This is a genomic window from Poseidonibacter antarcticus, from assembly GCF_003667345.1.
Classification (GTDB): Bacteria; Campylobacterota; Campylobacteria; order Campylobacterales; family Arcobacteraceae; genus Poseidonibacter; species Poseidonibacter antarcticus.
Genome location: NZ_RCWF01000007.1, coordinates 21,446 through 37,693, shown reverse-complemented (window position 1 = coordinate 37,693; position 16,248 = coordinate 21,446). Strand labels below are relative to the sequence as shown.

Annotated in this window: 11 protein-coding genes; 1 reads left to right on the top strand and 10 read right to left on the bottom strand. The window is 29.9% G+C overall.

Annotated elements, in window-relative coordinates:
- Positions 1-218: 218 nt before the first annotated feature.
- Genes fusA through rpsL form a run of 3 tightly spaced genes read right to left on the bottom strand, consistent with a single transcriptional unit; the run spans position 219 to position 3,196 of the window.
- A complete protein-coding gene (gene fusA / locus D9T19_RS09490; protein ID WP_121627995.1) occupies positions 219-2,327 on the bottom strand; it encodes an elongation factor G in 2,109 nt (702 codons plus the stop codon).
- Between the two features lie 9 nt (positions 2,328-2,336).
- A complete protein-coding gene (rpsG, locus tag D9T19_RS09485) occupies positions 2,337-2,804 on the bottom strand; it encodes a 30S ribosomal protein S7 (protein WP_121627994.1) in 468 nt (155 codons plus the stop codon).
- A 17-nt stretch (positions 2,805-2,821) separates the two neighbouring features.
- Positions 2,822-3,196: a 30S ribosomal protein S12 gene (rpsL, locus tag D9T19_RS09480; RefSeq protein WP_076088232.1), complete on the bottom strand. Its 375-nt coding sequence runs from the start codon at positions 3,194-3,196 to the stop codon at positions 2,822-2,824.
- A 298-nt stretch (positions 3,197-3,494) separates the two neighbouring features.
- On the opposite strand from rpsL, the gene D9T19_RS09475 reads away from it, so the two are divergent.
- Positions 3,495-4,643, top strand: a complete 1,149-nt coding sequence (locus tag D9T19_RS09475) for an MFS transporter (protein WP_121627993.1) — start codon at positions 3,495-3,497, stop codon at positions 4,641-4,643.
- Positions 4,644-4,654: 11 nt separating this feature from the next.
- On the opposite strand, the gene D9T19_RS09470 is transcribed toward D9T19_RS09475, so the two are convergent.
- The 7 genes from D9T19_RS09470 to rpoB form a co-directional block, all read right to left on the bottom strand.
- Positions 4,655-4,849 carry a YwbE family protein gene (locus tag D9T19_RS09470; protein WP_121627992.1) on the bottom strand — a complete coding sequence of 65 codons (195 nt, stop codon included), beginning with the start codon at positions 4,847-4,849 and terminating at the stop codon, positions 4,655-4,657.
- A gap of 5 nt (positions 4,850-4,854) precedes the next feature.
- The gene (locus tag D9T19_RS09465; RefSeq protein WP_121627991.1) at positions 4,855-5,343 is read right to left on the bottom strand and encodes a hypothetical protein; all 489 of its coding nucleotides are present in this window, start codon (positions 5,341-5,343) and stop codon (positions 4,855-4,857) included.
- 53 nt (positions 5,344-5,396) lie between these two features.
- The gene (locus tag D9T19_RS09460; protein ID WP_121627990.1) at positions 5,397-6,212 is read right to left on the bottom strand and encodes a DUF2971 domain-containing protein; all 816 of its coding nucleotides are present in this window, start codon (positions 6,210-6,212) and stop codon (positions 5,397-5,399) included.
- Positions 6,213-6,607: 395 nt separating this feature from the next.
- Entirely contained in the window at positions 6,608-6,895 is a 288-nt protein-coding gene (locus D9T19_RS09455) for a YciI family protein (RefSeq protein WP_121627989.1), read from the bottom strand.
- Positions 6,896-7,004: 109 nt separating this feature from the next.
- Positions 7,005-7,391: a hypothetical protein gene (locus tag D9T19_RS09450; protein ID WP_121627988.1), complete on the bottom strand. Its 387-nt coding sequence runs from the start codon at positions 7,389-7,391 to the stop codon at positions 7,005-7,007.
- Positions 7,392-7,431: 40 nt separating this feature from the next.
- The gene (gene rpoC, locus D9T19_RS09445; RefSeq protein WP_121627987.1) at positions 7,432-11,964 is read right to left on the bottom strand and encodes a DNA-directed RNA polymerase subunit beta'; all 4,533 of its coding nucleotides are present in this window, start codon (positions 11,962-11,964) and stop codon (positions 7,432-7,434) included.
- Positions 11,957-16,102, bottom strand: a complete 4,146-nt coding sequence (gene rpoB / locus D9T19_RS09440) for a DNA-directed RNA polymerase subunit beta (RefSeq protein WP_121627986.1) — start codon at positions 16,100-16,102, stop codon at positions 11,957-11,959. The genes rpoC and rpoB overlap by 8 nt, the downstream gene beginning before the upstream one ends.
- Between the last annotated feature and the right edge of the window lie 146 nt (positions 16,103-16,248).

Genomic DNA, 16,248 nt, shown 5'->3' with positions numbered 1-16,248 from the left:
TATAATTTTTGATAATAGTATATAATAAATACTTTTAAAATAACCATATGTTTGCGAGGCAAAGAAATTAGGCAAAAAAAAAGGGATATGCATTTAGCATATCCCTTTTTTCTATACAAAAATTTGTTGTCTAATTATAAAATCAAAGACTTTTAATAAACAAAACAAATCTTGTTAATAACTATAAATGACACAAAAGTGTCATTTACTTAAAGCTATTAACCATTTCTCTTTTTAATGATTTCTTCAGAAACATTCTTAGGAACGTCCATGTAGTTATCAAAAATCATAGAATATGTTGCTCTACCTTGAGACATAGATCTTAAATCTGTAGAGTAACCGAACATTTCAGCTAATGGAATCATTGCTACAACAAGTTTAACACCTGCTCTATCATCCATAGATTGAACTTGTCCTCTTCTTTTGTTAACGTCACCGATAACATCTCCCATATAATCTTCAGGAGTTTCAATTTCAACTTTCATAATTGGTTCAAGAATTACAGGTTGAGCAGCAGCACTTCTACAACCTTGTTTGAATCCCATTGAAGCAGCTAATTTAAACGCCATTTCAGATGAATCCACATCATGGTAAGAACCATCATATAAATCAACTGCAATGTTAACTAATGGATAACCAGCAAGGATACCACCAGCCATAGCTTCTTGACAACCTTTATCAACAGCAGGAACGTATTCTTTTGGAACAGAACCACCTTTGATAGATGAAGTAAACACGTAGTTTTCTTCAGAATCTGCAGGCATTGGTGTAATAGTTAAATAAACATGACCATATTGACCTTTACCACCAGATTGTTTAGCGTATTTGTATTCTTGTTTAACTGCATTTTTAATAGTTTCTCTATATGCAACTTGAGGAGCACCAACTTCAGCTTCAACTGCAAATTCTCTTTTCATTCTATCAACAAGAATTTCAAGGTGTAATTCACCCATTCCTGAAATAATAGTTTGTCCAGATTCTTCATCAGTAGCAACTCTAAATGATGGATCTTCTTGAGCTAATTTTCCTAAAGCAATACCCATTTTTTCTTGGTCAGCTTTAGTTTTAGGTTCAACTGCAACAGAAATAACTGGTTCTGGGAAATCCATTCTTTCTAAAATAACTGGATCTTCAGCAGATGCTAAAGTATCACCTGTAATTGTTGATTTTAAACCAACAACTGCACCGATTTCTCCAGCATATAATTCAGTAACTTCTTCTCTTTTGATAGCATGCATTTTTAAAAGTCTACCAATTCTTTCTTTTTTCATCTTAGTTGAGTTCATTACATAAGTACCAGACTTAAGAACACCTCTATAGATTCTTGTGAAAGTTAATTGTCCAACAAATGGATCTGTCATAATTTTGAATGCAAGTCCTGCAACTTCACCATCATCAGTAGATGGTACAACTACAGCTTCACCTTCTTGAGTTTCACCTTTAATATCTTCAACTTCTAATGGAGATGGTAAGTACATTGCAACAGCGTCAAGTAAAGTTTGAACACCTTTATTTTTAAATGCAGTACCACAAGTCATAGGAGTAACTGTCATATTAAGACAACCTTTTTTAAGACCTGCTACGATTTCCTCTTCAGTTAATTCTTCACCTTCAAGGTATTTTTCCATTAATGCATCATCAGCTTCAGCAGCTGCTTCAACCATTTTTTCTCTATATTCTTCAGCTTTTTCTTGTAAATCAGCAGGAATATCTTCAACATGGTAGTTTGAACCCATCGCAGCATCTAAATCCCAAACGATAGCTTTCATTTGTACTAAATCAACAACACCTTGGAAGTTTTCTTCAGCACCAATAGGAATTTGAATAGGAATAGCATTTGATTTTAATCTTTCGTTAACTTGTGCTTCAACATTAAAGAAATCAGCACCAGTTCTATCCATTTTATTAACGAAAATCATTCTTGGTACTCTATATTTATTTGCTTGTCTCCAAACAGTTTCAGATTGTGGTTGAACCCCACCTACTGAACAAAATACAGCTACGGCACCATCAAGTACTCTCATAGATCTTTCAACTTCAATAGTGAAGTCAACGTGACCTGGAGTATCAATAATATTGATCATTAAGTCATCGTTAGTTTTTGGGTGTTTCCAGTGACAAGTTGTAGCAGCAGAAGTAATTGTAATACCTCTTTCTTGCTCTTGTTCCATCCAGTCCATAGTAGCAGCACCATCATGAACTTCACCAATTTTATGTTCAACACCTGTATAGAATAAAATTCTTTCAGTTGTTGTAGTTTTACCTGCATCAATATGTGCAGCAATTCCGATATTTCTAAGTCTGTTAAGTGGTGTTTCTCTTGCCATCTTAATTCCCTACCATCTATAATGAGCGAATGCTTTATTAGCTTCGGCCATTCTATGCATATCTTCTTTTTTCTTAAATGAAGCACCTCTGTCATTAGCACATTCGAATAATTCGTTTGCTAATCTTTCTACCATAGTTCTTTCATTTCTTTTTCTAGCAGCTTCTACTAACCATCTAAGCGCTAAAGTTTGTCTTCTTACAGGTCTAACTTCAACAGGAACTTGGTAAGTTGCTCCACCAACTCTTCTAGATTTAACTTCTAAAAGTGGTTTAACATTTTCAATTGCTTTTTCAAATACTTCAATACCAGACTCTTCGCCTCTTGTATCTAAGTTTGCAATTGCACCATACATAATTTTTTGTGCAGTAGATTTTCTACCATCTAACATTACTGTATTAATAAATTTTGTGATCACTTTACTATTGTAGATAGGATCAGCCATTACTTCTCTAACTGGAGCTTTTCTTCTTCTCATTTTATTATCCTTCTACCTTATTTTTTTGGTTTTTTAGTACCGTATTTAGATCTTGCAACAGTTCTGTTTGCAACACCAGCAGTATCTAAAGCACCACGAACTACGTGATATTTAACACCAGGTAAATCTTTAACTCTACCCCCTCTTACTAACACAATAGAGTGTTCTTGAAGGTTGTGACCTTCTCCACCGATATATGAAATAACTTCAAAACCAGTTGTTAATCTAACTTTTGCAACTTTTCTTAAAGCCGAGTTAGGTTTTTTTGGAGTTGTAGTATATACTCTAGTACAAACTCCTCTTCTTTGTGGACATTTGTCAAGTGCAGGTGATTTTGATTTTTTAATCACTCTTTTTCGCTCTTTTCTAACAAGTTGATTGATAGTTGGCATTCTTTCCCTTTGATATATTGTAGAGTAATCCATTATAATATTATATGAGATTCCCTATTTAAATTGGTTAGAGCAATTAAAGCAATGCTCATGCTTCTCGTTTACCTCAACATAAAGCTGAAACGATACTTCCATTCTAGAGAAACAATTAGGTTTTCTAAAAAGTAGAGGGATTATACTGAATTTAAACTTAATTACTCTTTAACAGAATTTTTTGCAAATAATAGTTATACTTTTTAAGTTAATAAAAAATTTATTACTAAAATTTCAAAAAAATCAATTAAAAAGATACTAAACAATGACAAAAGAATTATTTCCATTAGCCTTAGGTGGTTTAGCAATTGGTACTACTGAATTTGTAATAATGGGATTACTCCCTGATATTGCAAGTTCTATTAATGTTTCAATTCCAGTAGCAGGTCATTTGATTTCTGCTTATGCATTAGGTGTTGTAGTTGGTGCACCTGTTTTAGTTGCACTTAGTGCAAAATTTCCACCAAAATATATTTTAATTACATTAATGATTATGTTTACAATATTTAATGCTTTTTCAATTATTGCACCTGATTATAATACTCTTTTAATATCAAGATTTTTATCTGGTCTTCCACATGGAGCTTTTTTTGGTGTTGCTACAGTTGTCGCTTCTAAATTAGCAAAAGAAGGAAAAGCCGCACAAGCTATTGCTTCAATATTTACAGGATTAACCTTAGCAATTTTATTAATGGTCCCTCTTGTTACTTTTCTAGGACATCATCTTCATTGGAGATATGCTTTTGGAATTGTTTCATTTTTAGGATTATTAACTATTTTATTTCTTTACCTTTATTTACCACATTTAAAAGCTCTTAGAAGTGTTACATTTAAGGAAGAATTAGAGTTTTTTAAAACAATTAAAGCATGGCATATCTTAACTATTGTTTCTATTGGATTTGGAGGTTTATTTGCTTGGTTCAGTTATATAGCTCCACTTCTTATTCATGTGTCAGGATTTGAAATGGGAAGTGTTTCTTATATGATGGCAGTTGCAGGGGGAGGAATGGTTGTTGGGAATATTTTTGGTGGATATTTAGCTGATAAGAAAGATCCAGTTATAGCTTCTATATTTTTACTTACACTAATGGTAATTGCTCTTATTTTGGTATTTTTATTCTCAGAAAATAAAATAGTATCAATAATACTTACTTTTATTTGTGGAGCACTTGCAATGTCAATTAGCTCGCCTATTAATATGATTATGTTAAAAAGTGCAAAACATTCAGAAATGTTAGGGGCTGCTTTTATTCAAGCGGCTTTTAATGTATCCAACTCTTTAGGTGCATTATTTGGAGGTATTCCATTATTGTTTGGACTTAGTTTTAATTATCCGTCACTTGTTGGTGCAGGGATGGCTTTAATTGGAGTTGTTTTATGTTTACTATTTTATAAAAGATATAAAGGTATATAACCTTTATATCTTTATAAAATCTCTTGTACACGTCCAACTTCACCAAAAGTAGTTCTTACTTTTATTCCGTGAGGATGTGTAGGAGATTTTGTTAGAATATCTTGCACTACGCCCTTTGTTAATCTACCAGTTCTTTGATCTTCTTTTAAAACTATATTTACTGTAAGACCTGGTTTAATATTAATTCTTTTTTTACCGTCCATTATTTTTCCTATGCTTTAAAATTTAGAGCATCTTTTGCAAACTCTATATTATAAAAATAAATAACTTTAAACATTAAATCTATTTTAGTTTTTTTAGGCTCACTTGAATCTAAAATATTAAAACTAAAAGTATTAGTATTAGCTTCATCATCTGATGATATTGTAATAGTAACAGGCTTTAATGCTCTCATCATATTCATAGTTTCTTTATATGCTTTTGGGTTTAAGTTATTTAACATATCCCCATCTTTTTCTTCTTTTCTTATTGCTGAAAACAATAAAGTCAATGTATCTTTATAAATTGATTTACCCCAAGTAATTTTACCTTGTTTAAAATGGTATATTGCAGTTTTATTTAATAATGAACTTGGCTTTTCATCTCTAATATCTTCCATCATTTGTAAAAAGAAGTTCATTCCACCAAGATTATTCATATATTGTGTTAACTGTGTGTGTAATTGTTTTTGTGTTTCTAAATTTAAATCATTAAATTTCATTTTAATCCTATCGTGTTTTATATTTGCTAGTATATCCAAATTTAAGGTATTTGTTATCTATAAGATGATTTTGAGCTTTTAATATCTACGCTATAAAAACCATTAAGAGAAAGAAATATTTTCACTTCTTGTTCTATAAATTTATTTTTTGGTCCTTTTACAATCTCTAAGATAGCTGGGATATCTTTTATTTCTTCTTCAAATTTTAATTCAAAATAAGGAATCAAGTTTCCACAAACAGATCTAAATTTCATTTTGGATAAATTATCTTTAAATATAAACTTTTTGTTTTTTTTATCATCAATTATTTTTGGATTATGAATAAGTCTTACTTCTTGTTCTTCTTTAAAAAGTTCATTTTTAGATCGTGCAGATAAATTATTTATATCAATTATTATCTCTTTACAAATATTTTTAAACTCAATTGAATTAATATCAATATCACAATCTAAATTATCTAAAGGCTTAAGCATTAAATCAATTTGTTTTTCTTGACAAATTTCATCATATAAAACCTGTGAAGTTTTTATCATTTTATTTTTTTTAAAATAATCACTGTTAAAACCAATGGCAACACCATAACCATCATTTGCATAAGCTCGCCATTGACTTAATAAATCAGAACCTTGTGAAAAAGATGCAATATATACATTTGGTAATTGTTTTGAATATAACTCTTCAAAAGTTTTATATTTTTGAAAATTATCTTTTGTAATAGAGTTTTGAATTTTCTTAAAAATTTTATCTTTAATCCAATGTATTTCTTTATAATCATTCAAATTATAAACAGAACTTAACCATATTGTTTTATTTTGAATAATAGCATTGAAAGCTTCAACACTACAATAATGATAAATAATATTTCTCATTGAATAACCTTTTTTAAATATTATACTAGAAATTAATTTTATATCAATATATGAAGCTACAATATAGACTTTAGAAAAAATTCTGAAGAAAGAATAATATTAATTCTAAATATGAAAATGGATTGTATGTAATTGACAAAAAATTTAATAACTATAAATACAAATTTCCTATTAAGTATCATTAATTAAGTCAAAAAGAATAAAATGACCAAGTTAGTAGAAATAAATCACAAACAAATTTAAATTTTTATATTTTTATAATTTTTTCAGGTACTCACTTTTTTACAGTTTGATTAATATCTGAAAAAACTTAACTAAGCCTGATTTAATATGATTAGATATAAAATTTATAAGTAGTAATAAGCCCAAATATATGGGCTTATTTGATATATTAACTAAGCTTTTGGCATTACTTTAACTGGCACAATCTGAATTTCATCCATATTCCAAACTCCACCTTTTACATAAGGTTCATTATCTAACCAATCATTTAATTCTTCATCATTTTCAAAGTTTGTAACAACAGTTGATCCAACCATTTCTTCTTCTTCAATCATTGCACAAGCTGTAATTATTTTACCCTCAGACATTAACTTTTGAGTACCTTCAACATGAGCAGCTCTTGCATCCATTCTTTTATCAAGTGAGTTTTCATTATCATAAGCGATTACTAAATATTGCATATATATTCCTTTTTATTTATTTTAATATATTAGCAAAATATAAATATGATAAAATTTAATTTTTTGTGTTTTTTATTTTAGTTTAGAAAAGTTCTTATTTTTGTGTATATTAAATTAATCCAACAGCAAAAAGAAAAGAAAGTGGATAGATTAAGACATTCATATATCTAAAAAGTGGAGTCATTTTGATATTTATTGGCATTATTTCTTCTAGACTTGAACCTTTTGATATTTTTTGCATTAAAGATAATTTAAATGCAATATCTAAAAATTTGATTATTAAGATTGAACTCATCCAAAAAGAAAAGTTATTTAAATATACTGATATGAACATTGTGTAAAAAAATGATAGGTGTAAAGTAAAATAAACAAATATATTTTTTTGATAGATTTTATAATTATTAGCAATTAATCCATACATTGAATCTGACTTTTGCCAATTAGATTCAAATAGTTCAACAGCAATAAAAATTAGAAATAGTGAGAATAAATCCATTTGTAAGTTTAAACAATAAGGCTAAAGCCTTATTGTTTTTTTAATTGTGTTCGCTTGAAGAAAATTTAATTTTTTTGTCTTTGTATAGACCAGTTCCAACAGGAATAGTTCTACCAATAACAACATTTTCTTTTAAGTCTTCTAACATATCCATTTTAGCTGAAATTGCAGCCTCTGTTAATACCTTAGTTGTTTCTTGGAAAGATGCAGCAGAAATAATAGAATCTGATGTAACAGCAGCTCTTGTAATACCTAATAATAAAGGTTCAGCAATAGCAGGTTCTCCACCTAATTTAATAATTCTATCATTTTCAATTTTAAATCTTTTCTTAGAAATCATATCCCCAACAATAAATTTAGTATCTCCACCATCAAGAATAGAAACTTGTCTTAACATTTGAGATGTAATAACCTCAATATGTTTATCAGCGATATTTACCCCTTGAGATCTATATACTTGTTGTACTTCAGAAACAATAAAGTAATGTAAAGCTTTATCACCTAAAATTCTAAGAATATCATGAGGAGAAGTTTGACCATCAGTTAATGCTTCACCAGCATGAACAAAGTCTCCTTGATTAACTAAAATCTGTTTAGATTTTTCAGCTAAATATTCTGCTTTATTACCATTTTCATCAGTTACAATAATTCTTTGTTTATTTCTTAATGGTTTACCAAAAGAAACAATACCATCAAATGAAGATAAAAGTGCAATAGATTTTGGACGTCTAGCTTCAAATAATTCAGATACTCTTGGAAGACCCCCAGTAATATCTTTTGATTTTTGTGTTGCTTTTGGTGTTTTACCAATAATATCAGCAATTTGTACTTTTTGACCTTCTGAAATATTTAAAGATGTTTTAGGATCTAAAGAATATCTAATAATTTCATCATCTTCTGTTGCTAATACAACTGTTGGTTTATAACCACTTGGAATATATTCATTAACAACTAATTTTGAAGTTCCTGTTAATTCATCAAATTGCTCAGCAACAGTAATTCCAGGAATAATATCTTCAAAAGAAAGTGTCCCCGCTTTTTCTGCAATTGTTGGGTTTGCATATGGATCCCATTCTGCAATTACAACTTGTTCATCATTTTCAGGAATTGCAATAACAGATTCTTTTTCAACTTCAACATTATCATCTAATTGTACAAGAGAACCTCTTGCAACATAATGTCTTACAGCTTCTCTACCTTCAGAATCAACAATAACAGAGAATAAACCTTTATCAACAACTTTATCTCCAGCTTTAACATCGTCTCTTCTTTCTAAATAGTCACCAGTTAATTTATAGTATTTAACAAAACCTTTTGCTTTAGCAAGAAGTTTAGAAGTAATAGGTGCTCCATCTTCAACTCTTAATTCTGATGCAAATGGTACCCTATTTGGAACATTCCAACCATCTTTAATCATTTCAACTATAGATTCGTTTTCATCTACTTCATCACCATTTTTATATGGTAAATATAATTTACCTTCAATTTTACCAGAAACACCTGCTAATTCATTTGCTTTAGCAACATCATTTTTTCTTAGATAATATTGTTTTTTATCTTTACCATTAGTAATAGTTAAAATTGTATCTTCATGTAAAGTTTCAACTGTAACTTTACCTTTAAATGGAGCATTGATTTTAGGTTCAACTAATAAAATACCTGCATTTCTTCTATTTGCAACAATTGTATGTCCAGTAGAATTAGTATATTTTTTAATATTGTAATATCTAATAAAACCTTCTTTATCTGCTTTTAATTCTCTTTCAGTTTGAGTGGCACTTGCAGTACCCCCAACGTGGAAAGTTCTAAGTGTAAGTTGTGTTCCTGGCTCACCAATAGATTGAGCTGCAACAACACCAACTGCTTCACCTGGAGTTGCTTTTCTTTGCTCACCTAAGTTAAGACCATAACATTTAGAACATAAACCATGTTCAACTTTACAAGTTAATGGTGTTCTAATAGTAACAGCTTTTACTTCAGCTTCTGCAACAACTCTTGCATTTTCTTCAGTAATTAAAGTTCCTTCTGTAAACAGAATTTCATTTGAAATTGGATCAATAATATCTTCTGCAATTACTCTACCTGTGATTCTTTCTTCTAGTGACTCAATTAATTCATTACCAGAAGTAATATCAGTAATTTCAATACCTTCGTGAGTACCACAATCTTCCATTGTAATTCTTACATTTTGAGATACATCAATTAATTTTCTTGTTAAATACCCTGCATTGGCAGTTTTTAAAGCTGTATCCGCAAGACCTTTTCTAGCTCCGTGAGTAGAAATAAAGTACTCAAGTACATTTAAACCTTCTCGGAAGTTTGAAATAATTGGTGTTTCAATAATAGTACCATCAGGTTTAGCCATAAGACCCCTCATACCAGCAAGTTGTCTAATTTGTGCCGCAGAACCCCTTGCACCTGAATCAGCCATCATATAAATAGAGTTAAATCCATCTTTATCAGCTTCAACCAAGTTCATCATTTCAGTACCAAGTTTATTATTTACTTCAGTCCAAATATCAATAATTTTATTATATCTTTCTTGCTCAGTTAATAAACCTTGAGAGAATTGTTTTTGAACTTCAATAACTTCTTTTTTAGATTTAGTTACGTGACCAACTTTTGATTCAGGTACATTAATATCATCAATTGAAATTGAAATACCAGCAGATGTTGCATATTTAAAACCTAAGTTTTTAAGATTATCTAAGAACTTTGGAGTTACTTCATAACCACCATGTTTATAAATATAATCTACTAAAATACCAATATCTTTTTTCTTTAAAATTTTATTCCATAAATTTAAAGGAACAAAATCAGGTAAAATTTCATGAACAATTAATCTACCAACAGTTGTATGAACTATTTTTCCATCCATTTGTGTTCTAATTTTAGCATGAAGATCAATTTCTTTCATCTCTAAAGCAATAGAAGCTTCATCAACACCTGTAAATAATTTGTGTTCACCTTTAACACCATCTTTTTCTAATGATAGATAATAAATACCTAAAATCATATCTTGTGATGGTACAGCAATTGCACGACCAGAAGCTGGTAAAAGAATATTCATTGAAGACATCATTAAAACTTTTGCTTCAGCAACAGCTTCTTGTGATAATGGAACGTGAACAGCCATTTGATCCCCATCAAAATCGGCATTGAAGGCAGCACAAACTAGAGGATGAAGTCTAATTGCTTTTCCATCAATTAATGTTGGGTGGAATGCTTGAATAGAAAGTTTATGTAATGTTGGTGCTCTATTTAACATAATAGGATAATCATCAACAATTTCAGCTAAACATTCCCATACTTCATTAGTTTCTGCTTCAATTAATCTTTTAGCAGATTTTAATGTAGTTGCATAACCTTTTTCTTCAAGTTTTGCCATTAAATGTGGTTTAAATAACTCAATAGCCATTTTTTTAGGAATACCACATTGGTCCATATTAAGTGTAGGTCCAACAACAATTACAGATCTACCAGAGAAGTCAACCCTTTTCCCTAGTAAGTTTTGTCTAAATCTTCCTTGTTTACCTTTAATAATTTCAGATAATGATTTTAAAGGTCTTTTATTTGCACCCTTAACAGCATTAGCAGTTTTACCATTATCAAATAATGCATCTACAGCTTCTTGAAGCATTCTCATTTCATTTCTGATAATGATTTCAGGAGCATCAAGTTCTGTTAATCTTTTAAGTCTGTTATTTCTGTTTATAACTCTTCTGTATAAATCATTAACATCAGAAACAGCAAATTTACCACCATCAAGTGATACAAGAGGTCTTAAATCAGGTGGAAGAACTGGAAGTTGAGTTAACATCATCCATTCAGGTCTATTTCCAGAATTAATAAAGTTTTCAACAACTTTTAATCTTTTGATTAAAGTTTTTCTTTTTGCTTCTGATTTAGTAGCACCCATGTCTTCTTTTAATTTAGCAAGTAATTCAAATAAATCCATAGTTTCTAATAAATCTCTTACAACTTGACCACCCATATTAGCAGCAAATCCAGTGTGTTCGAATAAATCAGAAATAGTTCTATATTGTTCTTCGTTTAAAATATCATATTTTAAAACTTTTTTACTTTTTTCATTATCATAGTATGCATCACCAGCATCGCTAACGATGTATGCTTCATAATATAATACTCTTTCTAAGTCTTTTAATTTAACACCTAAAAGCGTACCAATTCTAGTTGGAAGTGAAGATACCATCCAAATATGTGCAACAGGAGATACTAAATCAATATGTCCCATTCTGTGTCGTCTAACTTTTGAAGAAGTTACTTCAACCCCACATTTTTCACATACAACACCCTTGTATCTCATTTTTTTGTATTTACCACAAAGACATTCATAATCTTTTACAGGTCCAAAAATTTTAGCACAGAATAAACCATCTCTTTCAGGTTTAAGTGTTCTATAGTTAATAGTTTCAGGTTTTTTAACTTCACCAGATGACCATGAAAGAATCTTTTCAGGACTAGCTAGTCTTAATTGAAAGGCCGAGAAATCTGTCGGTCTTTCTAACTCTTTTATTTCAATAGCTTGTAATAATTTTTCAGTTTTACTCATTAGTTTCTACCTCTTCAAAAATCTCTACATCAAGTCCTAGAGCTTTAAGCTCTTTAGTTAATACAAAGAATGTTTCTGGAACACCAGAAGCTGGAACGTTTTCACCATTAGCAATTGCTCTATAAGCTTTAGTTCTACCTTCGATATCATCTGATTTAGTTGTTAACATTTCTTTAAGAACATTAGTAGCACCATATGCTTCTAAAGCCCAAACTTCCATTTCCCCAAATCTTTGACCACCGAATAATGCTTTACCACCAACTGGTTGTTGTGTTACAAGCGAGTAAGGTCCAGTAGATCTTGCATGCACTTTTTCATCAACAAGGTGATGAAGTTTAAGCATATACATATAACCTACATTTACTCTTTCTCTCATAATTTCACCAGTTGTACCATCAGTTAATGTAGTCTTACCATCTAAATCAATCTTAGCTAATTCAAATAATTTATCAAATTCGTATTGTTTTACACCATCAAATACTTGTGTTGCAAATCTAACACCTTTTGTCCAATCTTGACCATATGCAACTAATTCTTCATCAGTTAAAGAATCCATAAATTCTTTTCCATTCATAAGTTTAGCAACAGAAGCAATTTCAGTCATTTTAGCTCTAAGTTCTTGGATAAAATCAGCTTTTTTAGCATCAAATATATCTTGAATTTGTGCTCCAAGTTTTTTCCCAACTAAACCTAAGTGAACTTCTAAAATTTGACCAATATTCATACGCGAAGGTACTCCAAGTGGGTTAAGAATAACATCAACAGTTGAACCATCTTCTAAGTAAGGCATATCAACTTGAGGAACAATATTAGAAACAATACCTTTATTTCCATGTCGTCCAGCCATTTTATCACCAACTTTGATTTTTCTCTTAGTTGCAACATAAACTTTTACTTGTTTAATAACACCTGAAGGTAAAATATCATCATGTTCTAAAACAGTAAGTTTTTCTTCATGATCATCTCTTAATTGAGATTTTTGTTTAATAAAATGTTCTTTAATGTCATTATATATTTTTTCAACATCAGGACCAAAAGATGCAACAACTTTTTTCATTGCAAATCTATTAACATTTCCTAATACTTCAACAGGTAAATTTTTACCTTTTTCATATATTACATCATCTAATTCAAGATCTTTTACTAATAAAGATTTAGATAATAAATCATTTATTTTTAAAATTTCTTCTCTATCTAACATTAAAAGTTTGTCATGATGTTTTACATCTAACTCAGCTTTTTCTGCTTCAATTTCAGCAATAGCTCTCTCATCTTTTTCGTATCCTTTTTTAGTGAATACTTTAACATCAACAACCGTTCCTTCCATAGAAGTAGCAGCTACTAATGATTTATTAATAACATGACCAGCTTTTTCACCAAAGATAGCTCTTAATAATCTTTCTTCTGGTGTTGGCTTAATTTCACCTTTAGGTGTAACTTTTCCAACTAAAATCATTCCAGGTTTAATGTAAGTACCAACTTTAACAATTCCAGAATTATCTAAATGTGTAATTGATTCTTCTTTAACACCAGGTAAATCTCTAGTAATTTCTTCATTACCATGTTTAAGCTCTCTACACTCAACATCTTTTTCATAAATATGAATAGATGTAAATGCGTCTTCTTTAATTAATCTTTGACTTAAAACAATCGCATCTTCATAGTTGTATCCATTCCAAGGCATAAAGGCAACCATTGCATTAACACCCACAGCTAATTCACCATTGTCCATTGAAGGACCATCAGCAATTACTTGACCAGCTTCAACAAATGCACCCTCTTTTGTACCAATTCTTTGACCAAATGAAGTATTATTATTTGTTCTAACGTTTTTAGCTACATTATAATGATCAATGAAAGCACCGTTTTCATCTTCACCTCTGATGTAAATATTCTTTGCATCAGCTTTTTCAATAGTACCAGCTCTTTTTGCTTTAATAGCTTCCCATGCATCTCTTGCTACTGTTTTTTCTAAACCAGTACCAACTACAGGAGCATTTGGACTAATTAATGGAACAGCTTGTCTCATCATATTTGATCCCATTAAGGCTCTATTGGCATCATCATGCTCTAAGAATGGAATAAGTGAAGCTGCAACCCCCATAACCATTTGTGAAGAAATATCAATTAATTGAATTTTGTTTCTATCAACTAATAAAATTTCACCATCTTGTCTAGCTTCAGTTAATGCTTCAATTATTTTACCATTATCGTCAACTTTAGTTGATCCTGGAGCAATTATTAAACCTTCTTCTTGAGTTGCAGTATAATATTTAATTTCATCCGTTACAACACCATCTTTAACAGTTTTATATGGAGCTTCGATAAATCCTAATTCATTAACTTTAGAGAAAGTTGATAATGTATTAATAAGACCAATATTTTGACCCTCTGGAGTTTCAACAGGACAAATTCTTCCATAGTGAGTTGCGTGAACATCTCTTACTTCGAATCCAGCTCGCTCTTTAACAAGTCCACCTTCACCAAGTGCAGAAAGTCTTCTTTTATGAGTAACTTCTGATAATGGATTAGTTTGATCCATAAATTGTGATAACTGCCCAGATGTAAAGAATTCAGTAATAGTTGATGTAATCATTTTTGAATTTACTAAATCATGAGGCATAATATCTTCTAAAGTACCAGATAATGTTGTCATTTTATCTCTGATAGCTTTTTGCATTTTTATTAAACCAGAATGTAATTCATTTGATAATAACTCACCAATTGCTCTAATTCTTCTATTTCCTAAGTGATCTCTATCATCAATATGACCATGTCCAGCTTTAACTTTTACTAGGTATTGAACTGTTTTAATAACATCTTCATAAGTAAGAACTGTTACATATTCAGGAACATTAACACCTAATTTATGGTTCATTTTCATTCTACCAACTCTTGTTAAATCATATCTTTCTGGATCGAAGAATAATTTTTTAACAAATTCTTTAGCAGCTTCTTTAGTAACAGGTTCACCTGGTCTCATAACTTTATAGATTCTAATTGCTGATAAATCATTTTCATCATCAATTTGTTCTGTTTGTTTTAATAATTTTAAAGATTCAGCATCTTGTTTGAATGCATTAATAATAGAGTTATCAACACCTGTAGCTAAATCATTTGCAATATCAAAATTGTCAAAACCTAAATCTAAAAGTTTTTTTAATTTTAATTCATCTAAATTAGTTAATGCATCAAATAATACTTCACCAGATTCTGGATCAAATATTGTGTTTGCAGTATATCTTTCCATTAATAATTCAATAGGATACTCAACTAATTCTAAACCACCGTCAACTAAAGCTTTAGCTTTTCTTGCAGTAAGTCTTTTTCCAGCAGCAACAATTAAATTACCTTTTTCATCTTTAACATCAAACTCAATTCTTCCTGTAAAATCATCAGGATTAAATTCAGTTAAGAATTTATTATTTTTAATTTTAACATTTAAAATTGGGTAGAATAATTTAATAATATCTTCTTTAGAATAACCTAAAGCTCTGAATAAAATAGTAACTGGTACTTTTCTTCTTTTATTAATTCTAACATAAAGGATATCTTTTGCATCATATTCAAAATATAACCAAGAACCACGATCAGGAATAATTTGACCAGTGTATATTAATTTGTTATCAGCTGTATTAGATTCATCTTCTTTGAAAATTACACCTGGAGATCTGTGAAGTTGATTAACAACTACTCTTTCAACACCATTAACAATAAATGAAGTTCTATCAGTCATTAAAGGAATTTCTCTAATAAATAGAGCTTGTTCTTTCATATCTTTAACGCCAATTTTTTCACCAGTTTTTTCGTCTAGATCCCATAAAGTTAATCTAATATTAATTTTTAAAGGAATTGAATAAGTAAGACCTCTTACCATTGATTCTCGAACATCATATTTAGGTTTACCAACATCGCTACCTAAGTAATCTAAAGTAATTCTGTTTTGGGCATCGTGTATTGGGAAAATAGACTTGAAAACTTTCTCTATTCCAGCAGCAGTACGGTCATCTTGACCAATCATTAAAAAAGTATCATATGAATTTTGCTGTAATTGTAATAAGTTTGGAATTTCGATTTGTTGAGGATTTTTTGCAAAATCAACTCTAAGTCTATTACCAGATTTTAAAGAGTTTAACATTATCGGCCTTGTAGTAAAATTTGGTTTAGTTTAAGCTTTATAGTGTATAAAGCACAAAAGCATCCGTAAAGGATAGGGTTAAAATTTCGTTAAATTCTAACCTTAGCCTTCAAAGATGCTAATCTTTATACAAGGCATTTAAGCCT